General features: G+C 33.3%; 20 protein-coding genes. 11 read left to right on the forward strand and 9 right to left on the reverse strand.

Translation table 11 applies throughout. The features are described 5' to 3' along the window. The first annotated feature begins 460 nt into the window (after positions 1 to 460). Genes ABID42_RS06570 through ABID42_RS06580 form a run of 3 tightly spaced genes read left to right on the forward strand, consistent with a single transcriptional unit; the run spans position 461 to position 2,630 of the window. Positions 461 to 1,258, forward strand: a complete 798-nt coding sequence (locus ABID42_RS06570) for a hypothetical protein (RefSeq protein WP_367282957.1) — start codon at positions 461 to 463, stop codon at positions 1,256 to 1,258. Between the two features lie 12 nt (positions 1,259 to 1,270). Beyond that, positions 1,271 to 1,819, forward strand: coding sequence for a hypothetical protein (locus ABID42_RS06575; RefSeq protein WP_367282958.1), 549 nt, complete (start codon positions 1,271 to 1,273; stop codon positions 1,817 to 1,819). Next, entirely contained in the window at positions 1,794 to 2,630 is an 837-nt protein-coding gene (locus tag ABID42_RS06580) for an HTTM domain-containing protein (RefSeq protein WP_367282959.1), read from the forward strand. The genes ABID42_RS06575 and ABID42_RS06580 overlap by 26 nt, the downstream gene beginning before the upstream one ends. Before the next feature lie 123 nt (positions 2,631 to 2,753). Here ABID42_RS06580 and ABID42_RS06585 read toward each other — a convergent pair whose 3' ends face one another. Continuing rightward, complete coding sequence (locus tag ABID42_RS06585) at positions 2,754 to 3,971, reverse strand: bifunctional 3,4-dihydroxy-2-butanone-4-phosphate synthase/GTP cyclohydrolase II (protein ID WP_367282960.1); 1,218 nt, start codon at positions 3,969 to 3,971, stop codon at positions 2,754 to 2,756. Positions 3,972 to 4,335: 364 nt separating this feature from the next. On the opposite strand from ABID42_RS06585, the gene ABID42_RS06590 reads away from it, so the two are divergent. The 3 genes from ABID42_RS06590 (at position 4,336) to gldA (ending at position 7,786) form a co-directional block, all read left to right on the forward strand. Further along, positions 4,336 to 6,549: a T9SS type B sorting domain-containing protein gene (locus ABID42_RS06590; protein ID WP_367282961.1), complete on the forward strand. Its 2,214-nt coding sequence runs from the start codon at positions 4,336 to 4,338 to the stop codon at positions 6,547 to 6,549. Between the two features lie 112 nt (positions 6,550 to 6,661). Next, positions 6,662 to 7,000, forward strand: coding sequence for a YbaB/EbfC family nucleoid-associated protein (locus tag ABID42_RS06595; RefSeq protein ID WP_323260193.1), 339 nt, complete (start codon positions 6,662 to 6,664; stop codon positions 6,998 to 7,000). A 75-nt stretch (positions 7,001 to 7,075) separates the two neighbouring features. Continuing rightward, positions 7,076 to 7,786 carry a gliding motility-associated ABC transporter ATP-binding subunit GldA gene (gene gldA, locus ABID42_RS06600; RefSeq protein WP_367282962.1) on the forward strand — a complete coding sequence of 237 codons (711 nt, stop codon included), beginning with the start codon at positions 7,076 to 7,078 and terminating at the stop codon, positions 7,784 to 7,786. 8 nt (positions 7,787 to 7,794) lie between these two features. Here gldA and ABID42_RS06605 read toward each other — a convergent pair whose 3' ends face one another. The 3 genes from ABID42_RS06605 to ABID42_RS06615 form a co-directional block, all read right to left on the reverse strand. Next, a complete protein-coding gene (locus ABID42_RS06605; protein WP_367282963.1) occupies positions 7,795 to 8,397 on the reverse strand; it encodes a methyltransferase family protein in 603 nt (200 codons plus the stop codon). Between the two features lie 26 nt (positions 8,398 to 8,423). Then, positions 8,424 to 9,152 (reverse strand): lipoprotein signal peptidase, encoded by a 729-nt coding sequence (locus tag ABID42_RS06610; RefSeq protein WP_367282964.1) that lies wholly within the window; start codon positions 9,150 to 9,152, stop codon positions 8,424 to 8,426. Positions 9,153 to 9,319: 167 nt separating this feature from the next. Continuing rightward, positions 9,320 to 10,534, reverse strand: a complete 1,215-nt coding sequence (locus ABID42_RS06615; protein WP_367282965.1) for a proline dehydrogenase family protein — start codon at positions 10,532 to 10,534, stop codon at positions 9,320 to 9,322. A gap of 408 nt (positions 10,535 to 10,942) precedes the next feature. On the opposite strand from ABID42_RS06615, the gene ABID42_RS06620 reads away from it, so the two are divergent. After that, positions 10,943 to 12,037: a chorismate mutase gene (locus tag ABID42_RS06620; RefSeq protein WP_323260203.1), complete on the forward strand. Its 1,095-nt coding sequence runs from the start codon at positions 10,943 to 10,945 to the stop codon at positions 12,035 to 12,037. A gap of 61 nt (positions 12,038 to 12,098) precedes the next feature. Here ABID42_RS06620 and ABID42_RS06625 read toward each other — a convergent pair whose 3' ends face one another. Next, positions 12,099 to 13,376: a M20/M25/M40 family metallo-hydrolase gene (locus tag ABID42_RS06625; protein WP_367282966.1), complete on the reverse strand. Its 1,278-nt coding sequence runs from the start codon at positions 13,374 to 13,376 to the stop codon at positions 12,099 to 12,101. Positions 13,377 to 13,762: 386 nt separating this feature from the next. Between ABID42_RS06625 and ABID42_RS06630 the strand changes: the two genes are divergently transcribed. Next, positions 13,763 to 14,662 carry an OmpA/MotB family protein gene (locus ABID42_RS06630; protein WP_323260207.1) on the forward strand — a complete coding sequence of 300 codons (900 nt, stop codon included), beginning with the start codon at positions 13,763 to 13,765 and terminating at the stop codon, positions 14,660 to 14,662. Positions 14,663 to 14,758: 96 nt separating this feature from the next. Here ABID42_RS06630 and ABID42_RS06635 read toward each other — a convergent pair whose 3' ends face one another. Continuing rightward, positions 14,759 to 15,664: a prohibitin family protein gene (locus tag ABID42_RS06635; protein WP_323260209.1), complete on the reverse strand. Its 906-nt coding sequence runs from the start codon at positions 15,662 to 15,664 to the stop codon at positions 14,759 to 14,761. A 174-nt stretch (positions 15,665 to 15,838) separates the two neighbouring features. Then, on the reverse strand, positions 15,839 to 16,306 hold the full coding sequence (locus tag ABID42_RS06640) for an Mpo1 family 2-hydroxy fatty acid dioxygenase (protein ID WP_184133086.1): 468 nt from the start codon (positions 16,304 to 16,306) through the stop codon (positions 15,839 to 15,841). Positions 16,307 to 16,511: 205 nt separating this feature from the next. Here ABID42_RS06640 and ABID42_RS06645 point away from each other — a divergent pair, with 205 nt between their 5' ends. Next, positions 16,512 to 17,090: a thymidine kinase gene (locus ABID42_RS06645; protein WP_367282967.1), complete on the forward strand. Its 579-nt coding sequence runs from the start codon at positions 16,512 to 16,514 to the stop codon at positions 17,088 to 17,090. Positions 17,091 to 17,101: 11 nt separating this feature from the next. Beyond that, positions 17,102 to 18,985 (forward strand): type IX secretion system anionic LPS delivery protein PorZ, encoded by a 1,884-nt coding sequence (gene porZ, locus ABID42_RS06650; RefSeq protein ID WP_367282968.1) that lies wholly within the window; start codon positions 17,102 to 17,104, stop codon positions 18,983 to 18,985. 64 nt (positions 18,986 to 19,049) lie between these two features. Here the strand turns inward: porZ and ABID42_RS06655 are convergent, their stop codons facing one another. Continuing rightward, positions 19,050 to 19,640, reverse strand: coding sequence for an HNH endonuclease (locus tag ABID42_RS06655; protein WP_323260217.1), 591 nt, complete (start codon positions 19,638 to 19,640; stop codon positions 19,050 to 19,052). A 71-nt stretch (positions 19,641 to 19,711) separates the two neighbouring features. Further along, entirely contained in the window at positions 19,712 to 21,754 is a 2,043-nt protein-coding gene (locus tag ABID42_RS06660; protein ID WP_367282969.1) for a hypothetical protein, read from the reverse strand. 98 nt (positions 21,755 to 21,852) lie between these two features. On the opposite strand from ABID42_RS06660, the gene ABID42_RS06665 reads away from it, so the two are divergent. Further along, positions 21,853 to 22,209, forward strand: coding sequence for a CoA-binding protein (locus ABID42_RS06665; RefSeq protein ID WP_367282970.1), 357 nt, complete (start codon positions 21,853 to 21,855; stop codon positions 22,207 to 22,209). Positions 22,210 to 22,218 lie beyond the last annotated feature (9 nt).

Raw genomic sequence — 22,218 nt, forward strand, 5'->3', positions numbered from 1 at the left:
TATTTTAATTGTTGTACTTTCTGTGAAATTTTAACCACCTTTTTAACGATAGTCTAGCTTTTGTATCCATGTTAGTCTCGCATTAAGAATAAAAATCTTAGATAAACTACCGCTTAATAAAAATTGACTCACTTTCTAACTGATTTCTTGCACATTAATATATTATTTTTTTATGTTTGTAACGTCTATTCATAGACTCAAGTAGTTGACGTTCGCAGGTAAATGAGGATGAATGAGTATATATTTACTTGAGATTATCATGCCTTATAAAGTTTCAACGACCACTTCAATAGCATAACCACTTCCTGAATGAGTTTGAATGATTTCATTATATACAAACTCGTCTTTTTTTCAATTTATCTTATGAGTTATAATAATGGATATTAGCATCATTCATCAAGAATGCGCATTACTCCATGCTAGAATTGAATAATTCTTTTAACAATTAAATCATAAAAAAATGGAAACATTAGAACTATTGAAATTGGCTACGATTGAAACAGAATCAAGGTCTTTTAAGTCTTCTGGTTTAGAAGTTTTAAAGTACCAACCTGATCTTAAAAAAAGTAAAATGCTATTAACCCAACAAGGGACAGCTACATTGTTTATTGCCAAAAAAGGAGAACCTCTCTTAGATGAAATGTACAAATACCTAAAAGAGGGGAATGGAACAGAGCAAATAATTATAGAAAAGTTTATGAAGCAATTTAGCGGCATTAAAGAAATAGCATTAGAAGATGCTGTGTTGCTTCAAAAAAAACAGAATTTACTTGCTTCAGTACGATATGGAGGAAAAACACTTTTAGAAGGTTTTTTTGTTCCAGAAAAAATAAAAGTAGTTGGTGCATCTTTTCCTTATAATGGTGGGAGAATATCCGAAGAAGATTTTAAATTAATCCAGCATTACAAGAAAGAAAATTTAAAAGAAGAACTTCAAGGGTTTATTGTTTTACACGAACCTAATTTAACGAAAGCTGAAGCCGATATTCTCAAACAACTACCAGTTAATCAATTTGAATTGAACATTGGTACAAATCCACTCGGTTATGCTACAGGTTTAATTGCTATTGCTGTTGCTGTAAGTCTTGCTACTGGTATATGCTGCCCTCAACGGAATGAAGATTTTGTGATTCCAAATTATGCTTTTGATCCTTATGATATTCATTTACCTGATGCTGTTTTAAAGCAAATCAGTGTGTCTGCTGCTGCCTCTGAAATATTGAAAATTCGTAGAAACTTTCTAATTCATAAATATTAATAAATTTATTTAATGGATATATACGAATATGCGATACTTGTGTTCTTTTCATCTTGGCTTATATTAACAGTTGTGTTTCATTTTCCTTTGACTGGTAATTATAAGCTAAGAGTAAAAGACCCCTTTGGTATTATTCCTGATTGGCGTTTCTTTTGCCCAACTCCAATTAAGCATAATTATCATATTTTACATCGTGAGTTTTTGCAAAACGGCGATACTTCTCCTTGGCGTGAAATACAACTTTTACCTCCTAGAAGCTTACTTGATGCGATATGGAATCCAGGACGAAAATCCCGAAAATCATTTTTAGATATAACTATTGAATTAGCCAACGTAGCATCCACGAACAAGGATAATGAAAATGTAATAATAGGCTCAATTTCGTATTTAACAGTACTTAATTACATTTCCCAAATCAATATCAATACTAATGATGAATGTTCGTTTATACAGTTCGCTTTAATGGCAAGCTGTTCTATCAATAAAAGTGAAAACACTGAATTATTACTTTTATCTAAAGTACATTTAATCAAAGATGAACATTCAACTAGAAATACTTAGCTCAACAAAATTAATTTGTGGCATTTGTTGTATTGTTTATGCACTTGAAAAATTGCTTTATAAAAAGCCGAAGCATGATTTATTAAGTTGGGATGTTTTACAATTAAGACATCCTATTTTTATAAAAATCCCAATATTTGATAAGCTATGTTCTGACAATGGGATAAAAATAGTAACAGTTATTTTTCTCATTACCTCCTTAATTTCAATTATTACCGACCTTACGTTTATTCTAACTCCTTGCTATTTTATTATAGCCTTAAGTTTGCTGATTTTTTCTGCAAGAAGTGCTTATGGAATGGATGGCTCTGATCAAGTAATTTTCATTATAGCTACTTGTTTATTATTGGTTTATATCCATAATACTATTATTGTAAGAGATATTGTATTTTCATTTATTTCATTACAATTATTGTTTAGTTATTTTATTTCAGGTTATGCCAAACTAACTGCCAAAGTATGGAGGAATGGAGAGGCATTAGTTGGAATTATGGGAAATGATATTTATGGGAATACTTATGGGTACAATTTATTATCCAAAAACATTAGAATATCTCGATTGCTATCATGGATTGTTTTTTGTTGGGAGGCTTTTTTCTTTGTTAGTATTTTTTGTAATCAGGAGGTATTTATTAGTTTTATTGTAATTGGGGTATTGTTTCATTTGACAAATGCTATAATTATGGGATTAAATACATTTTTTCTCGCTTTTATTAGTTGCTATTTCCCTTTGATACATAGTTACTTATTATTGCATGGTTATGCTGTATTTACTCTTCAAGTATTTGAATTACAGGTTTTTATTAAGTGAGGTGGTGGGTTGTTTTAAATGAATTAGTTCAAATAAAATGAAAAATCCACTCAGATGATGAGTGGATTTTATTATAATAGTAACAAGTTCTATTTTCAAGAGAATCAAACTAAGCCCTAATTTTTACTTATGTCCCATAATGGTGTGACCCATTTTATCTCTTTTTGTTTTAAGATAGCTCTCATTATGAGGATTTGAGTCAATTTCAATAGGTACTGTTTCTACAATTTCTAAACCATAACCCAATAACGCAGCTCTTTTCTTTGGATTATTCGAAATCAAACGAATTTTACTTAAACCTAAATCTCTTAAAATAGAAGCACCTACTCCGTAATCTCTTTGGTCCATTTTAAAGCCTAATTCAAGATTAGCCTCCACCGTATCACGTCCCATTTCTTGTAGTTTGTAGGCTTTTAATTTGTTGATTAAACCAATGCCTCTACCTTCTTGGAACATGTATAAAATTACTCCTTTGCCTTCTTTTTCTACAATTTCCATCGCACGGTGTAATTGCTCTCCACAGTCACAACGACAAGAACCAAAAATATCACCTGTAATACATGAACTATGAACACGTACTAAAACAGGTTCATCTTTTTCCCAAGTACCTTTTACTAAAGCTAAATGCGTTTCACCAGTGTTGATTTGCTTGAAAGCAATCAAATCAAAATGACCAAATTCCGTTGGTAAATCAACACCAATTTCACGTTTGATTAAACTTTCATGCTTTAAACGATACTCTACTAAATCTTTGATGGTTACTAATTTCAAATCAAATTTATCAGCAATAGCTCTTAAATCTGGTAAACGAGCCATCGTACCATCTTCGTTCAATACTTCAATCAATACGCCAGAAGGCTTGAAACCTGCTAATTTAGCAAAATCCATGGCAGCTTCGGTATGTCCAGTTCTGCGAAGAACACCTTCTGTTCTTGCTTTCAAGGGGAATATATGCCCGGGTCTGCCTAAATCTTCAGGTCTAGTTTTTTCATCTACCAAAGCCTGAATCGTTTTAGAGCGATCATGTGCTGAAATACCTGTTGTACAGCCATTTCCCAATAAATCTACAGAAACAGTAAATGGTGTTTCGTGAGTAGCTGTATTTGAACCAACCATCATGGTTAAATCCAATTCTTTGCAACGGTCTTCGGTGAGTGTAACACACATCAAACCACGTCCTTCACGAATCATAAAATTGGCTAATTCAGGAGTCATTGCTTCAGAAGCGCAAATCATATCTCCTTCGTTTTCACGATCTTCATCGTCGGCAACGATGATAATTTGTCCTTGGCGAATTGCTTCAATCGCCTCTTCGATACTATCTAATTTTATCTTTGACATTGTTTTCTTGGTAAAATCTTGAATCTAGGCTCAGAGGTTGCTTCGTCATTACAATTCACTTGTATTTTTATAACCTCAAAGGTACGATTTTTTGTTCCGTTGCGTTAAAGATTAAAGCCTCGGATAGTCAAAAATATGTAATAAATTTGTTTGTTAAGGCAATTCCCAACAGCTTAATCCATCATCTTTCTATCTGTTATTGACAGTTCTAGTAGATTTTCTGTCGTAATTTGTTGGAATAAACTAGAAAATATTCCTGAATCAAAAGTCTTGAAAAGTTTATAGCACAATTTTTGCGTATAGTATTGAAGAAATTTACTTTGTATAAATGGATATTATTTTGAATAAAATTGTAAAAATTTTGATGACTCAGCTTGTTATGATACTGATGTCTGTCAATGTTTATGCGCAATGTAAAAATAAAGCTGAACCACCCGGAACTGCACAAGGAGAGTTCAGTATTAACGGCGTTAAAGTACAAGTGACAGGTGATGGCGATGGTAATAGTACAGCCTCTAATAACATTCCAGTTAAAATTTGTGAAGGAGAGACCGTAACTTTAAAAAATACAATTAATGCTACCAGTACAACAGGTGTTAATTATTGGTTGATGCCAGTAGCTCAGTATAATTCCTTGTCTGTTCCGCCTTCTACACCCAGTACTGCAAGTGCTAGTTATAATACAATCGGTGGAGATGCTTCAATTACAATAAATACGTCATCGTCTTGGTACACTGGCCCAGGTATTTATGTAATTACCCAAGGAGATAATTCTGGAAATGGAACGACGAGTGATTACCATCATGCTTGCCAAGTCATTGAAATTATTAAGCCAAGTACTCCAGTAGCTACTTATAGTGTTTGTGGTGGTGATTTAATTAGGTTGAAATTGGAGGCTGACCCGAACAATAATTACGATGAATATAATGTGACATTTTCGGCTGTTGGAAGTTTATTTAACCCTACTTTTAATGTAAAACCTACATCGTATCCACAGACTGTATCTAGTGGCCCAATTCCGGATAATTTTGATAGAATAATTACAATCGTAGGACAATCTAAAACAGGAACTTGCCCAGCTCCAACTTATACTTCTCCCTCAATTTCAATGACTGGAAATACGATTGCACGTCCTTTAATTTCTTCAATTACTGGTACTGCTACTTCGAGTGAATTTGAAATGGCTGTTTTTGCCCAAAATAATATTCAGCGAAAAGTATTTATGAGAGACCCACTCACAACGGTTAATTATGATTATACAAATCCTGTATCAAATTATACTTCTACTTCAACGACTACATTTGATAAAGTTAGAGTAATTGTACCAAATGCTAACAGACAATATTGCTTTAGAACTGAGGCTGTTGACGCCAATTGTCCTATAACAACAAATGTTAACCTTGCTAATTTAAGCACTGAAGAGGTTTGTACTACACCAGCAAATTTAGCGATGGTCAACAGTGCGGTTCAGGTTTCTTGGTTAAGAGCTTTAACAAATGTCACTGGAGGAGTCTATAACGACTACCGTGTTGAAAGATTATTAACTGACGGAGTAACAATTGATAAATTTTTTCCAGCAATTAATAATATTTCAACGCTTACGCTTACCGACGATGATGTTGTTTGTGGGAAAGATTATATCTACAGAGTTATTACTAATTATGGACAAAAATCTACATCTCAACTCTTGACAATTAAAGCTACTTCAACAAAACCGCTTGCTAAAATTGCCAATGTTTTCGCTGATGTTCAAGCAACAAATAATTTAATCAACGTCAAGGGTTTTTTTGAATCGGGTACTGATGAACCCACTCCAACTGAAATGCTAGAATACCGTTTTTATCGGGCAGATTCTTATAACGGTTCTTATCAATTTTTGCAAGCAACAGTACCGACAACCAATACAATTGATGATGCCACAGCTGATATAAATAAACAATCTTTCTGTTATTATATGACTTGGAAAGATTTGTGTGACAGAGAGTCGGTGCCATCTGAAAAAGTTTGTAGTATTTTCTTATCCTCATCAGTTTCTGTTATTAACTGGACGCCAGAATCATCATTTTCGATTGCAACTGATTTTTATCGGGTTAATAAAATTGACCCTGCCACTCGACTAGTAATAAAACCTTTGGCAAATAACCTGAAAAATACTTATGCTTTTAATGCACAGGGTTTGCCAGATAGCGAAGGGCAAGTAATTTATCTTCAAATCGAAGCTAAACCTATTACAGGAAGTATTAGTCAAAATACTCATTCTAACATTGTAAGAATTTATCGACCATCACTTTTATTGAGTCCTGATGCTTTTACTCCGAATAATGATGGTGTGAATGATCAATTTATTGTTTATGGTAGATTTGTTCAAAAACTAAAAATGAGTATTTATGATCGTTGGGGAAATCCTGTTTTTTATGGAGAAACAGATAATTATCCAAATAATTCTCAGTTAGGTTGGGATGGTACTTTGAAGAATGGTGAAAAAGCATTGCAAGGAATGTATGTGTATAAATTAGAACTAGAAGATGCTACAGGACAAATGATTACTAAGGAAGGAACATTATTTTTGACTTATTAGTAATTAATTTTTTCAAAAGAAAACTCATGCGCAACATGAGTTTTCTTTTTTGTGTTAAATGAATAGTGTTGTAACTTGCAAAGAAAAATTATTACCAAAAAATACGAAGATTATGTTTGATATGATGGGAATGCTTGGAAAAGTAAAAGACCTCCAAGCGAAAATGAAAGAGGCTCAAGAATCATTAGTTACAATTGTTGAAACTGGCGAAGCAGGAGCAGGGATGGTAATTGCTACGGTAAATGGGAAAAAACAAATCTTGAAAATTGAAATTGACGAAGACTTACTTAAACCTTCTGACCGTGAAGTTTTACAAGATTTAATTGTAGCCGCTACCAATAATGCAATGGAAAATATTGAAGATAAAATCAAAGACCATCTTCAAAAAGCTACCCAAGGTTTGATGCCAAATATTCCTGGAATGGATTTAGGAAGTATGTTTGGACAATAATTGTTGCAAACAAAGAATTCAGGAATAAAACTTTCATTCATTCCTGAATTTTATCATATTCTTACCTTTCAATTTATGTCTTTAAAAATTCAGAATTTAGTGAAGATTTATGGTACGCAAAGTGCCGTAAATGATATTTCTTTCGAAGCAAATGAGGGTGAAATCGTTGGCTTTTTAGGCCCAAATGGTGCTGGAAAATCCACAACGATGAAAATCGCTACTTGTTATCTTACTGCTACTTCAGGAAAAATTGAAGTTTGTGGCTACGATGTACAGCAAGATGCGATGGAAGTACGAAGAAATATCGGCTATTTACCAGAACACAATCCTTTATATTTAGAAATGTATGTGAAGGAATTTCTGCAATTTGTGGGCGGACTTTATCAGATAAAAGGACAAAAACTGCAAAATAGAATTGCTGAAGTAATTGATTTAGTTGGACTTACACTAGAGCAGAAAAAGAAAATCGGACAATTATCAAAAGGCTATCGTCAACGGGTAGGTTTGGCACAAGCACTTATTCATGACCCTAAAGTGCTGATTTTAGATGAACCTACTACTGGACTTGACCCCAACCAATTAGCTGAAATTAGAGGCGTTATTAGAAATATTGGAAAAGAAAAAACAGTTGTTTTTTCAACACATATCATGCAGGAAGTAGAAGCGATTTGTGATAGAGTAGTCATCATTAATCACGGAAAAATCGTAAATGATAGTTCGCTTTCGGTCTTGAAAACTTCTGGAAAAACAATGGAAGAAGTTTTCAGAAACCTTACCAATCATTAAGTGATGGTTTATTTTCCATCACTTATTTTAGGAATCAACATCGGTACTTCTTTTTGATATTTTTCATATTGCTTCCCAAATTCCTTTACTAATCTTTTTTCTTCAAAATGAATCCCAATCCTGATATAAAAAGTTAAGCTGATTGCCGTAACTAAATGCAAGGATGTTCCGAAAAAGCCAAAAGCTCCCCACAAAAAAATCAATATCCCCAAATAAAGTGGATGACGAACGATTGATGATAGTTCATCTTTAATTAATAATGGCTGTTTCTTTTTATTTGAATCTTTGAGAACATCTGTTCCTAAAAACTCAGATAAATCATATTGTTTTAAAGCTGAAAAGCCAAGAAATATTCCAGAGCCCATCATTAAACCTCCCAAAATTTGATTCATGATTGATTTTTCTAACAATAATTCTGTTGGAGAATCAAGCTGAAATTTAATAATAGGCAAAATTAATACAATTGCTAAGATGTTATAAATCAGTCGATAATAAATAGAAAATCTTCCCAAAACTGATTTGAGAAGATTTTTAAAACTTTCAGTGGCAGTTAAACTATGGAAAACACCATAAACTATCCAAAGTATTGATAATATAATTTCTGATTTCATTTTATACTCAAACAAAATTTTATTTGTTATTCTTGAGGTTTACTTTCTGATTCTTCTGTTGTTTCTTCCTGTAAATCAGTGTCAACATTTTCAATATTTTCAAATGTACTTACTTCATTATCATCTGCATTAACTTCATTTTCAGATGCTACAGTTTCGTTTTTAACTTTTGGTTCTTCAAAGAATTTATTCTGGAAAATCAAAATGGTTACAACACCACAAAAAATAGAAGCATCTGCAAAATTGAAAATTGGTGTTGAATACCAAGTTCCTCCCCAAATAGGTAACCAGTCAGGTAACCAACCTTGATAAATATCAAAAAAGAACATATCAATTACTTGTCCATGAAACCAAGGAGTAGGAGAATCTAAAGGAGCATTATGGAAGATGATTCCATAAAAAGTACTATCAACCACATTCCCAATGGCTCCACCTAAAATGGCAGCAATACTCCACAACAAACCTACATGAGCTTTTTTACGTGCCAATGATACCAAGTAAGCGCCAATTCCAAACATCGCCACTATTCTAAACAAACTTAAAACAATTTTGCCGTATGGCTTAGGAATAAATTCGAGGGTCATCCCAAATGCCATTCCTTTGTTTAATACATAATGCAACTTGAATAAATTACCAATGATTGGTACTTCATTACCTTCATATTGCAAATATTTATGAACAGCTACTTTAATAATTTGGTCAATAACAATAAGCAAAAAGGTAAGCCAAAAGTATTTATATGGGGAACGAAACATATTGAATTTGAGCGATTGGTTGGAAAAACTGATATGAATTGTTGGATTTTAATGAAAATGATAATCTTCGCAAGTTACAAAATAAAAGTCACAAAGTCAGAAACACTTATGTTAACTGTCTTTGTGACGAAATATTTAATCTAAAAGTATAATAGCTTCAAATAATATTATTTTTTGTGAAAAGCTAGTCTTTTTCTTCTCACAATTTCACGTTTGATTAAAGTAAATTCTCTACTTGCTTGTCCAGAAACAGAAGTATTTTCATCTGCACGACGGAACAAATATGGCATTACAGCTTCTACTGGACCATAAGGAACATATTTTGCTACATTATAACCAGCTTTTGAAAGGTTGTACGAAATATTATCCGACATCCCCAAAAGTTGAGCGAAATAGAAGTGTTTATCGGCTGGAGCTATTTGATTTTTTTGCATCAAATCAACCAAATGTTTACAACTAAATTCGTTATGAGTACCTACACAAAGCGAAATGATATTTCTGTTTTCTACGCAAAAATCAACGCCTAAATTATAGTCGTGGTCGGTTGCTGCTTTTGTTTCATGAACAGGTTCACAATAATTTTCTTCGTGTGAACGCTGACGTTCTTTTTCCATGTAAGCGCCTCTTACCAATTTTACACCTAAAAGGAAATTACTTTCACGAGCATGTTGAGTAGCATCTTTCAAATTTTGCAACATATCTTTACGATACATCTGGAAAGTATTATAAACAATACAAACCTCTTGGTTGTATTTTTCCATCATGCCATAAGTAAGGGTGTCGATAGTATCTTGAATCCAAGATTCTTCTGCATCAACAAAGATTCTTACTTTCAAAGCATGAGCTCTTCCACAAAGGATGTTCATTCTTTCTCTTACTCTTTCGAAAGCGGCTTTGTCATCATTATCTAATTCTTCCTCATTCTGGATTTTTTCAAGTAAATCCATACTTGCAATACCTGTTACTTTGAATACTGCGAAAGGAATAGAAATGTTCTCGTTGGCTTTTTCAATCGTTAGCAATACTTCTTGAGTAGTTTTGTCAAAACTTTTTTCATTGTCTTCGCCCTCTACTGAATAGTCTAATATTGTGCCAATATGAGATTTGTCCAAATTTTCTATTGTCTTATTACATTCGTGCAAAGTTTCTCCACCACAAAACTGTTCAAACACAGTAACTTTTATGAGTTTTTTTATGGGAAAATGAAGAAAAATAAAGAGTTTGATAAAAAAAGTCCCTAACTTTACGAGCCAATTCTGGTTCATACTTGCGAAGATTAAATAAATCTTCTTCAATTGTAAGTTAGATTTTGAAGAAAAAGCGATTGAAGTATCTTCAAAACTAACTTTTGTGGACTCCTTAATGGTTGATGTGGCTGGCATTTTGGTCATGTTACAGACGAATAATCGTATATAAATTAAAACTGAATGATAATTTATTGATTGATAATCAGTTTAATATGATTTAGAGAGTCGTCAGTTGTTTTACTAAAACGTGCAAATATAGCATATTAGAATAATACAAAAACAAATTTTATCGGATTAAATTTTTTAGTTTAGTATTTACTCAGATTTTAGAGAGAGAGCTTAATCAAATTTAAATAAAGCTTTTACAATATTAAATGAAATATTATGGAGGTTGATACTGTTTGTTACAAAATAATGTTTTGAAAATTTGTTAACTGTTGTTTGAAAAAAAATTAATTTTTTTGAGGATTTTAGAATCTTAGAGAATAGAAATTGATAGAGTATAGATAATAGCAGTTGATTTTACTTAATACTGTTTGCCAAATGAACGCAAATTTAGATGTAGTGCCGATGCAGGAATGGATAAAAACTGACGGCAAACCCTTGATTATCGCAGGTCCATGTTCAGCCGAGACGGAAGAACAAGTGTTGGAAACTGCTAATAGAATTAAAGCAGAAGGATATGCCCATATCATGCGTGCAGGTGTGTGGAAACCACGCACACGTCCAGGAAGTTTTGAAGGAATGGGAGAACCAGCTTTAAAATGGCTTGTTGAAGCAAAAAAACAAACTGGATTACCATTAGCTATCGAAGTAGCAACTCCTGAACACATCGAACTTGCTCTTAAATATGGAGTAGATGTATTATGGATTGGTGCTAGAACTACAGTGAACCCTTTTAACGTACAAGATTTAGCTGACGCTCTTAAAGGTGTTGATATTCCTGTATTAGTTAAAAACCCTGTAAATCCAGACTTAGCACTTTGGGTTGGTGCTTTTGAACGTTTGCAAGGATCAGGCATTAAAAAATTAGGTGCTATTCACCGTGGTTTTTCTAATGCTCAAGAAGTAAAGTATCGTAACTCACCAATGTGGCAAATGGCTGTTGAGATGAAACGTTTGTTTCCTCAATTACCTATCATCGGTGACCCATCTCACATGGCTGGAAAGCGTTCGTTGTTGATGGAATTGTCTCAAAGAATTCTTGATTTGAATTATGACGGGATGATTATCGAAACTCACCGTGATCCAGATGCTGCTTGGTCTGATGCTTCACAACAATTGACTCCTGAAGCTTTAGGAACAATGTTACGTGAATTAGAAGTGCGTCAAGCAAATTATGGTGCTGAATTTACTGACGAATTAGCAGCAATGCGTGCTAAAATTGATAATATCGACCGTGAATTAATGGAAGTATTAGCAGCTCGTATGGCTATCGTTGAGAAATTAGGTGAATACAAACGTGATAACAACGTTGCAGTATTACAATTAGATCGTTGGAAACAAGTTCATGCTGACCGTGCTAAACAAGCAAGTGGTTTAGGCTTGTATCCTGAATTCGTTGAAGAATTGTTCAAATTGGTTCACTTAGAATCAATTCGTAAACAAACAGAAGTAATGAGCTCTACAGTAGCTTAATTTTTCTGATAGTTTATCATAAAAAAGCGGTTGTTTCTAATCTGAAACAACCGCTTTTGTTTTATCGGGTTAATCTATAAATGAGCAAAGCTGTTCTTTGTACTAATTTTGGAAATTCTTTAATGTTCATAGTTTCTCCTGGAGCATGAGCCCCTTTGCCTGAAGCACCTAAACCATCCAAACAAGCAACATATTTGGCAATGTAAGAAATATCGCCTGCACCTCTTGAACCGGGGTCGCCAGCTTTTACTTCACCAAAACCTAAATCCAAACTTACTTTATTGACAACAGCCAGTAATTGTTCGTTTTGAGGAGTTGGTTCCATCGCTGGAATACCGTCTGAGAAAACAATTTCAGCTTTTGTTTTATTTAAACTTTGAGCAACAATTTCTTTCATTTTTAGCCTAGCATTTTCTTTCTGAGTTTCAGTAAGAAATCTCAAATCTCCTGAAACCATTACTCTTGGAGAAATAATATTATCTTTTCCAATGGTTTCATTGTTATTGTTAATCTCAGAACCACCCATGATTAATCCCGGATTGAAAGTCAAGTATTTTTCAGTACTTAGTTTTTCTCTGAATTCATTCAAGATTCTTGCAGCTTCATAAATTGCACCATAACCAGCTTGTTGGCTAAAAATGGTTGAAGAATGTCCCATCACGCCTTTTACATTTAATTTCCACCCACTTGCGCCTCTTCTAGCTGTAGCAACGGTATTCAAATTAACGGCAGTTTCAAAAGCCAAGGCGATTTCATTTTTCTGAGCTCTTTCTATAAAATCTTTTCTACTAATACTGGTTGGTCGGCCTGCACTTTCTTCATCTCCAGTGAAATAGGCAGTAAGTGAAGTATTTTCAAGTAAACCATTTTGATGAAGTGCTTTCAATGCAGCTAATAAAACAATGTCGCCACCTTTCATATCATTTACTCCTTGTCCTGTAACGGTAGAATCATTTAGATAAGTGTAAGGAGTGAAAGTCATTGCTTTTTCAAAAACAGTATCTAAATGACCGATAAGAAATACTTTTTTACCTTGATTCCCTTTTCGTTCTGCCACTAAATGCCCCGCACGGTTGAGCGAATCTGGAAGTGAAATCCATTCAGTTTTAAAGCCAATTTCATCGAATTCTTTTCTGAGAATACCGCCTACTTCACGAACGCCTTCGGTATTCATCGTTCCACTGTTGATATTTACAATCTTTTTGAGGAGTTGTTCAGTTTGTGGCATTTGCTGATTGATGTAGTCAACAATTTTCTTTTCAGTTGAATTTAGTTTTTGAGCTTTTGTGAAGTTTCCAAACAGGGCTAGAAAACTAGCTGTTAGTACAATTTTTTTCATGATTAATATTTTTGTTTATCCTAAAGTATTAATTTTTTGACAAAATCGAAAATATGAATGTTACTTAGAAGGCTCAAAAGGGAATAATTGTCAGGGAAATTGAGCAAGAATTTTCTATTTTGTAGAATTTTACTTAGTACTTTTGGATTCTCCTGATTGTCTAATTTCAGGATAAATACTCTTTGAAGATTTATAGAGGAAATATTTTGAACTTATCAAATCTTGTTTTGACTTATTTTGGGATATACGTACTAATCCATGAAATTTGACATGATTTGACCTTTTTTATGCTTATACTAAAGACAAATCATGACAATTATGTAATTTTTTTATAGTATTTTCGTTTCAAATTTTAATAGAGCAATTAGCATTAAAACTAAAAAAGTATGAAAAAATTAATTTTGTTTGCCTCATCAATAGTAATCATGTCTTCGTGCGTGAGTAAGAAAAAACTAACAGCTGCTCAAGCGGAATATGCTAACTTCAAAGCAAGCACTGAAAGCTCTCTTGCCAAAGCTAAAGCGGACTTAAACGACTGTGATAAAACAAGAGCAAGTTTAGAAGCTGATTTGAAATCGAAAGATGGAGATTTGCAAGCTAAGATTAAACAGTTGAAAAGCTTAGAAGATCAAATCGACTATTTGAAAAAAACTAACACTAATTTGTTAGACAGAATGTCGGATCTTTCTATCGTGAGCAAAGCTGGTGCTGAAAGTATCAAAAAATCTTTGGAAACTTTGAACGACCAAAGCAAATACATCAAAGACTTGAACTCTTCTGTTCAACGTAAAGATTCTTTGAATTTAGCTTTAGTAATGACATTGAAACGTTCATTAGCTGATGTAAATGATGATGATGTAACGGTAGAAGTGAAAAAAGGAGTTGTGTATATCTCAATTTCTGATAAAATGCTTTTCCAATCGGGTAGCGCAGTTATCAATTCAAAAGCTGAAACAGTTTTAGAAAAAGTGGCTAAAGTTGTGAATGACCACAAAGAGTTAGATATTTTAGTTGAAGGTCATACTGATAGTGTACCTATCGCTACTGACTGTTTGAAAGATAACTGGGATTTAAGTACTAAGCGTGCTACTTCAGTTGTTCGTTTGTTACAAACTAAATTTAGTGTAGCTCCTGAGCGTATGACTGCTGGTGGACGTTCTGAATTTGCTCCTAAAGATTCAAACGAAAATTCTGCTGGACGTAAATTGAACCGTAGAACTGAAATTATCGTAACTCCTAAATTGGATCAATTCTTCCAATTATTGGCGAATGGTCAAGGAAAATAAGATTTGATAGAAAATAATTGTTTGAATTATCAAACTAAATTTTTCAAATCTATTCAAATAAAAGCCTGTTTCCACTCTGGAAACAGGCTTTTTGTTTTATTTATCTCCTAGAATTATTGGCGTATTTCCTTTGCCACCTAAAACAATAACTTTAGCATTGGGTGAAAGCGCTAATTCTTTTTGCGCTTTTATCATTTCGTATTGCAATTGTTTATCACTCAAACCAGTAGAAAGGATTTTCTGATAATCGGCTATACCTTGTGCTTCAACTCGTTTACGTTCGGCTTCCTGTTTTTCTTTTTGGAGTATAAATTGCATTTTTTGAGCTTCCTGTTCTGCATTAATTTTAGATTCAATCGTTTGTTTTACAGAAGTTGGTAAATTGATATTTCGGATTAATAATTGTTCAAGCAACAAACCTCTTTTTGATAAATCTTTTTCAATAGATTTGAAAATTCTCGTTTGAAATTCATCTCTTTTGGTAGAATAAAGTGCTACTGCATCATAATAAACGGCATTATCTCTGATTTTTGTTCTTGTGATTGGTCGAACAACTTTGTCGTTATAATCTAAGCCAATTTCTTTTAGAATTTTTGGAGCATCGGCAGGAACAATTCTGTACAAAACTGTTAAGTCGATAATTACTTCTAAACCATCGGCGGTTAGTACCCTGATTGCATCGTCGCCGTTCTTACTTCCTTCATCGTGTATTGCCGACATCGTGTAGTTTTGCGTTTTGGTATCAAAGGTTTGTACTTCAGCTAAAGGATTTACAAAGTTTAGTCCACTTGATAAAGTATTAGGATTTACATTTCCGAATAATGATTGTACGCCTACTTCGCCTGCATCAATTTGTTTAACACCAGCATTGAGAAAACCGATTCCAACAATAATACTTCCAACAACTTTAACTGGGCGAGAAAAACGTGCAATTGATAAAGAAGGAGTATTAATAGCAAAGCCTACTACTAAAACGATGATACCTAAAATAATTACAAACATGGTTTTGGTTGATTTAAGTTTGAAATTTGAGATGCTTTCAGTTAAATGGCTGAAAACGAAAACAGTATCAAATATTAACTACTTGATACTGTTTTATCCTGAAATAGTATGGATGGTAAGTTTTAAGGACAAGGAGTGCTGTTAGAATGTTGTCAATTTATACAATTGTTATTTTTAATAATTTATCCCCAAACGTTGGTAAATAAAGCTCATTAACCAAGCTGGGCCTATCATTAAAAAGAGTAAATCTTTGAAGAAGGAAGGTTTTTTTCCTTCAATTTTATGCCCCCAGAATTGCCCAATCCAAGCCAAAACGAAAATGGTAACGCATACTTGCCAAAGCGGTACAAAAGCAGAACCTTCAATCAAATAACAAATAAATAAACAAATGGCTGAAAATAGAAACATCCCAGCAGATAAGGGTTTTGAAAGATTAAAGTAATAAATCAGTGTGAGCGTTAGCACAATTAATGCAACGTTACCTTGAATATTGCCCAGACTAAAGAATGAAAGTTTGATGCTATAGAGTAGCCCTAAAAGACTAAAAAAAATGAGTGGAACGCAAATCCAATGAACAGTTTTGTTCGTGGGGTTTTGATGGCTTTCTCCGTATTCGTCGAGCCATTGATTAATCGTTTTCATGTTGTATTAGTGATTTATGGTTAAGTAAGCACAATAATACTAAAAAATCTTTAAATAAGACAATTTATTTACTGCTTTTTTGTATTATTTTGTTATTAATCAATTTACAATTTTTTGTCTTTAAAAGATAATTTCATATCATCCATTTTAAATTCTTTATCTTCGTAAAAAGATAGATTTTTTAGAACCAAAAATAATTAGCGAAGTGTTTATTGAACCGTATCATAACCAACATCAACAAAATGGAAAGAAAACAGGCTGGATAGAAGTAGTCTGTGGCTCAATGTTTTCTGGTAAAACAGAGGAATTAATTCGTAGATTGAATAGAGCAAAAATAGCAAAGCAAAAAGTAGAAATCTTTAAGCCAGCCATTGATGTTCGTTATCATCATCAAGATATTGTTTCGCATAATTCTTCCTCAATTCGTTCAACACCAATACAATCTTCGCATGAAATCCTCTTACTTTCTGGTGATTGTGATGTCGTTGGTATCGACGAAACCCAATTTTTTGATGAAGGAATCGTTGAAATAGCAAATTCTTTGGCATTTAATGGAAAAAGAGTAATTATTGCGGGTTTGGATATGGATTTTCAAGGCAATCCTTTTGGTCCAATGCCAGCGCTAATGGCTATTGCAGAATACATTACAAAAGTTCACGCAGTGTGTATGGTTTGTGGCGACGTTGCCAATTATTCATACAGAAAAGCTGCTGGAAAAGAACAAGTAATGCTAGGTGAAACCGATAGCTATGAAGCAAGATGTAGAAAATGTTTTCATTTATAACATAAAAATTTATGCTTGTTGAAGTGTCAAAAAGAAGCAAAACAGTTTTTAAACCTAAAAACTCTCATAGGTTTATCTTAAATCTGCTAATTTTTTCTTGCTTATTGAATGTTAGTATTTCTTCTCAAATTTTAGCACAAGTCCCAATTGGTACTTGGCAAACGTACTTCAATTATACTAGCGCAAAAGATATTGCCATTGTTCAAGATAAGATTTACTGCGTGACAGAAAATGGCTTTTTTTATTATGATAAAAAAGCGAATGAATCCGTTAAACTTTCTAAAATTGATGGTTTATCAGAAATTGGCATTGTGAAAATTGCTTATGCTGTCAATCAAAATACGCTAATTCTTACTTACCAAACTGGAAATATTGATTTGATGCAACTTGATGAAAAGGCAGAACCGTCAAAAATCACTAATATTTCTTTGTTGAAAGAATCTAGTTCAATTCTTGGCAGTAAAGTAGTCAATCATATTTCAGTCAAAAATAACCTTGCTTATTTAGCTTATGATTTTGGTTTAGTAATTCTTGACCTTGAAAAAGAGGAAATTAAAGAAACCTATCAAAATTTAGGGGAAAATGGTAATGCTATCAAGATTTATAAAACAGAATTTGCAAGTGATTCTATCTTTTTAGCTACTTCTGTCGGCATTCGCAAAGCTAAATTTGCCAGTAATGTTAATCTACAATTTTTTGGTAATTGGCGTACTCTGACAGCAGAACAAAGTACTTTGGTAAATTGGCAGAATGGACTTATTATCGCAGCAGAATCTGGAAGAGTATCTTCTTATCAAAATGGTAAATTATCTGGTGTATTATTACTTTCTGATAAAATAACCTCCATCAACCATATTACAGGCAACAAATATTTCCTTATTGCCAATGGTCAGCTAAATATTTTGGATATGGATTTGCTGACTTTTACAAAAGTATCAGATGCCAAAATTCAATCTCCACAATTTTTAAGGACAGATTCACAAGGGAAATATTGGATTGCAGATCATAAAAATGGACTTTTGAGTAACGTCGAAGGAAATTATAAAACCTACAGTCCGAATAGTTTAGATACTTTATTCAGTAAAAGAAAAGATTCTGTCGTAGTAGATTTAGAAGGAAATACATGGATTAGGAGTAATAATTTTGGTGGAATAATGGTAAAAAACACCAGTAATCAACAAAAATACATCACCACTGGCGTAGGTTTTGGCAATTTACCAAGTACTACTGTGAAAACTTTGGCATTGGATAAAGACGGACAAATGTGGGTTGGTACTGACAGAGGCGTAGTTGTTTTTGATAATCCTGCAAATGTTTTTTCTGGTAGAAATTTTGATGCTTATACACCCGTTTTTGAAAGAAGAAGATTGTTAGGAAACGAAACAGTAACGGCAATAGGCATAGACGGAGGAAATAGAAAATGGATGGGAACGTTAAACGGCATCTTTTTATTCAATGCCGACGGAACGGAATTAGTCACAAATTTCACCGAAAGTAATTCTCCTTTGCCTTCTAATGCTATTGACTATATTACCCTTGAACAAAGTTCAGGAAATGTATTTATTCGTACAACAAAAGGTTTGGTTTCATACAGAGGTACTGCTACCGAAAGTACCAATAGTCAAGCTGCAGAAAATGTAAAAGTGTTTCCGAACCCTGTTAGACCAGATTTTGAAGGACAAATTGGTATTGAAGGATTGGTTGAAAATGCCTTCGTAAAAATTACAGACATTGCAGGAAATTTAGTTTATGAAACCAGAGCCAACGGCGGTACTGCTGTTTGGAGTGGAAAAACTTTAGATGGAAAAAGAGCTGAAACAGGAATTTACTTGATTTTTTCTGCGAATGCAAAAGGAGAGGAGACTTTGGTAAGTCGCTTGGCTGTAGTGAAGTAAGCGTAGCTTTGATAGACAAATTGAAAATGGGTTTAGAACTTTTAGATTCTAAACCCATTTTTTATTAATCTTCTAATTTTACATGTCCCCAGTTTTCGCCAGAACGAATTCTGTTGAGTTGCGTATGCGTAATACCAAATTGCTTGGCAATCATTTTCAAACGGTTTTTATCTGACCTAAGCATTTTCTTAATCATGATAACTTTACTTTCAGTCAATTTGTAATTTTTGGTACGTTTCGGAATTACTCTATCTTTCACCGCAGGATTTTCACGGTTATGGATAGTCATTTCATCACGAGAAACCCACTTTAGATTTTCCCAATGATTATTAAGTTTGTCATGATCAAGATGAATGACAAATTTCTGTTCTTCGTTTTGCTTTTCTAAAAAGAATTCAGCTACAAGTTTATGAACATACCTGTTTAATGACTTATTTCCTTTTGCCCTAATATTCAACGATTTATATCCTTGAATTTTAGATCCATTAATGATGTCTCCTTGAACTGGGTCATTTTGGAAACTCTTTAAACGACCATAGTTTGACACCTTATAAACAGGTGGATTTTCAACTTCGTTAAAAGGAATATCTACCCATTTTTCATTCCAAAAGCTTGCGCTTTTTTTGGTTCCTAAAGCAGTTTTTTTGTCGATCATTTGGTTTTTTTTCTTAAATTTTTTTGTGGTTATATTACTGGGGTTAAAGTAATGAGATGTTTTTCATTACTTTAAAATTGATAACGGTAAATACTATATTCTCCTTTTTCTAATAAATTAATTTGGATATTTTCTGTATTACAAGTGATGTCCTTTTTTTTATTAGAAGTAAAAATATGCTCTAAATGTTTAGCTTCTACGATATTTTTAAATGAAATTTCTTCACTTTCATGCTCAGTATCCAAGTTTACGATAAATAGATACTGTGGATGCTCGCTTTGTGTCCATGCTATTACTTTATTTTTTCCAGTGAAATCTGGAGCAATAAGCCACTGTGTACTTTGTTTTGCTATGGCAGAGCAAATTTCCTCCGAGATTTTTCTCAAGGTAGTCAAACCTTTGAATAATTCAGCATTTTTTCCCCATTGATATTTTGAATGCGTCGCTTTTGGTCCTTCAGTAAGTTGAAAGACATACAATTTAGTATAGTGTTCATTTGGAGCGGGACTAAAGTGGACGTCTCTCTGTTCAAAGCCTAAGCTCATATAAGAAGGCATATCACTTAAAAATAATCCCATGAACATTCTAATTTCGTTTCCTCTCAAGTAAAACTCATCAAATCTTGGGTCGTCTTTATCGGCTGTAATAATGGTAAAGTTGGGCGCAAAAGTACATGTTTTTAATAATGAATGATAACGGGCAAATGCCGAAACAAATGTTTCAGAACCCAATGTCATTGATTGTAAATCGCCTAAAGTACTATCGGCATCAGAACCTTCAAGGTGTTCTTCTTCTACGCCATAAGCCATTGTATTGGGCGGAGCCAAGAAACTCTCTGCAAAATACGAAAAAGTAGGTTTTGTTCGACAAATTATTCCTTTGATATATTTATGAATGTCATAATATTCATCTGGATTGGCTGGAGTACCTTCTTTTCTAAGCTGAACATGCGACATATCACCACGCATGAAATCAAAATTATACTGTTGGGCGAAACCCAAATATTTTGCTGCTGTATATTCCCAAACTTCTTTTCGTGGACTTGAAAAGTCTATTTCCCAATGTTGGTTGTTGTCTAAACTTTCATACAATTTGAATCTTGCCAAAGGACCAAAAACTCTTGACATTGCTTCTGGTTTTGAAATGGTATAATCTCTCCATACTCTGCCGTCTTCATCAATTGTTTTGGCTTCTTCACGTTTATCAACTGCTAGTCCTCTGTAAGGCGGAGCCATCGTAGCTGGTACAGGCTCATAACCCTCATTAAACAAAAAGCTGATTAATTGATTTCTTTTTTTATTTCTAACCCACAAATAACTTTTTTCGCCAAAAAGTACTTGTAACCTTTTTTCTTCTGGAAATAACTGATTATTGAAAAATACTTCGGGTTCTTTTGGATATTCTATGTCAACGACTGCTCCAAACTGTTGAAGAAAGACCAGAATACGTTCTTGAACTTTTTCATGTAAGTTGGCATCATGATTAATGATTTCAAACTCTTTTCTTTGTAACCATTCAAAAAAATGAGGATTAGCCAATGCTATTTCAGAGTATCTATCCGTATGCGGAATTACATCCATTCCTACCGTCTTACCAGTTAAATGTAAAAGATTACAAACTACTTTTAACTGTTTTTCTACGGTATTCAAGTGAGGGAAAGCTCTTGCTAATTCTTCATCGTAAAATTCTGGATTAATATTCCAACTTGCCATTCCGTACAAACTAGCCACAACGCCACATTCCCAAATAGGAAGTAAATGTATGGAAGATTGCGATGTAGGTAAAGTAAGAGAATATTTTACAACATTAAAAAAACTACTAATGGTACGAACATTAATACCGACCATATTGACCGTTTTAATCCAAGATGTATCTTTTTGATGAGCAACAGGACTTGGAACAGTAAAATCTGGATTTAAAGCTTGGTACAATGCAGTTTGTCCGAAACGTTTTTCTAAAATATAAAATAGTTGAATAGCTGGCATTGCTACTGATTGTTCAGGCAATAAGCCCACGATAAAGGAGTCTTTCTGGCTAGTGTACGCCAAAATAGCCTCCTGTTGATGATTAGCCCAAAAATGGCTAAATTCATCATAAGTATCAGGAATGTGCATATAAGTTGTATAAAAATGGTCTTGAATTTTCGGAAGAACTAAAAGCCTCCTGAAAAATGTTTAAAAATAAAATAAATTATTGGTAAAATCATACAAACATGAAAACATTAGTAGTTGGAGCATCAACAAATACAGAAAGATATTCATTTAAAGCCACTAAAATGCTGTTAGCCAAGGGACATGAAGTGGAATTATTAGGAAAAAGAGCAGGGGAGATTGAAGGCAAAGAAATCAATACGAGTAATCCTGATTTCAAAAATATAGATACGATTACCTTGTACGTTGCTCCTAATCATCAGCCTGATTTATATGATTATTTATTAGGACTAAAACCAAGAAGAATAATTTTTAATCCCGGAACAGAAAATGAAGTATTTGAAGAGAAAGCAAAAACAGCAGGAATTATTGTAGAAGAAGCCTGTACTTTAGTATTACTTTCCACTAAGCAATATTGATTGAAAACA

The sequence above is a fragment of the Arcicella rosea genome, from assembly GCF_040543805.1.
GTDB lineage: Bacteria > Bacteroidota > Bacteroidia > Cytophagales > Spirosomataceae > Arcicella > Arcicella rosea.

Excerpts from the sequence above, each read along its gene's own strand:
- ABID42_RS06660 (WP_367282969.1), bottom strand. The coding sequence starts at position 21,754 with ATGCACATTCCTGATACTTATGATGAATTTAGCCATTTTTGGGCTAAT.
- porZ (WP_367282968.1), top strand. The coding sequence starts at position 17,102 with ATGCTTGTTGAAGTGTCAAAAAGAAGCAAAACAGTTTTTAAACCTAAA.
- ABID42_RS06605 (WP_367282963.1), bottom strand. The coding sequence starts at position 8,397 with ATGAAATCAGAAATTATATTATCAATACTTTGGATAGTTTATGGTGTT.
- ABID42_RS06615 (WP_367282965.1), bottom strand. The coding sequence starts at position 10,534 with ATGCCAGCCACATCAACCATTAAGGAGTCCACAAAAGTTAGTTTTGAA.
- ABID42_RS06665 (WP_367282970.1), top strand. The coding sequence starts at position 21,853 with ATGAAAACATTAGTAGTTGGAGCATCAACAAATACAGAAAGATATTCA.
- ABID42_RS06620 (WP_323260203.1), top strand. The coding sequence starts at position 10,943 with ATGAACGCAAATTTAGATGTAGTGCCGATGCAGGAATGGATAAAAACT.
- ABID42_RS06610 (WP_367282964.1), bottom strand. The coding sequence starts at position 9,152 with ATGTTTCGTTCCCCATATAAATACTTTTGGCTTACCTTTTTGCTTATT.
- ABID42_RS06570 (WP_367282957.1), top strand. The coding sequence starts at position 461 with ATGGAAACATTAGAACTATTGAAATTGGCTACGATTGAAACAGAATCA.
- ABID42_RS06580 (WP_367282959.1), top strand. The coding sequence starts at position 1,794 with ATGAACATTCAACTAGAAATACTTAGCTCAACAAAATTAATTTGTGGC.
- ABID42_RS06575 (WP_367282958.1), top strand. The coding sequence starts at position 1,271 with ATGGATATATACGAATATGCGATACTTGTGTTCTTTTCATCTTGGCTT.
- ABID42_RS06640 (WP_184133086.1), bottom strand. The coding sequence starts at position 16,306 with ATGAAAACGATTAATCAATGGCTCGACGAATACGGAGAAAGCCATCAA.
- ABID42_RS06595 (WP_323260193.1), top strand. The coding sequence starts at position 6,662 with ATGTTTGATATGATGGGAATGCTTGGAAAAGTAAAAGACCTCCAAGCG.
- gldA (WP_367282962.1), top strand. The coding sequence starts at position 7,076 with ATGTCTTTAAAAATTCAGAATTTAGTGAAGATTTATGGTACGCAAAGT.
- ABID42_RS06585 (WP_367282960.1), bottom strand. The coding sequence starts at position 3,971 with ATGTCAAAGATAAAATTAGATAGTATCGAAGAGGCGATTGAAGCAATT.
- ABID42_RS06630 (WP_323260207.1), top strand. The coding sequence starts at position 13,763 with ATGAAAAAATTAATTTTGTTTGCCTCATCAATAGTAATCATGTCTTCG.
- ABID42_RS06625 (WP_367282966.1), bottom strand. The coding sequence starts at position 13,376 with ATGAAAAAAATTGTACTAACAGCTAGTTTTCTAGCCCTGTTTGGAAAC.
- ABID42_RS06590 (WP_367282961.1), top strand. The coding sequence starts at position 4,336 with ATGACTCAGCTTGTTATGATACTGATGTCTGTCAATGTTTATGCGCAA.
- ABID42_RS06635 (WP_323260209.1), bottom strand. The coding sequence starts at position 15,664 with ATGTTTGTAATTATTTTAGGTATCATCGTTTTAGTAGTAGGCTTTGCT.
- ABID42_RS06655 (WP_323260217.1), bottom strand. The coding sequence starts at position 19,640 with ATGATCGACAAAAAAACTGCTTTAGGAACCAAAAAAAGCGCAAGCTTT.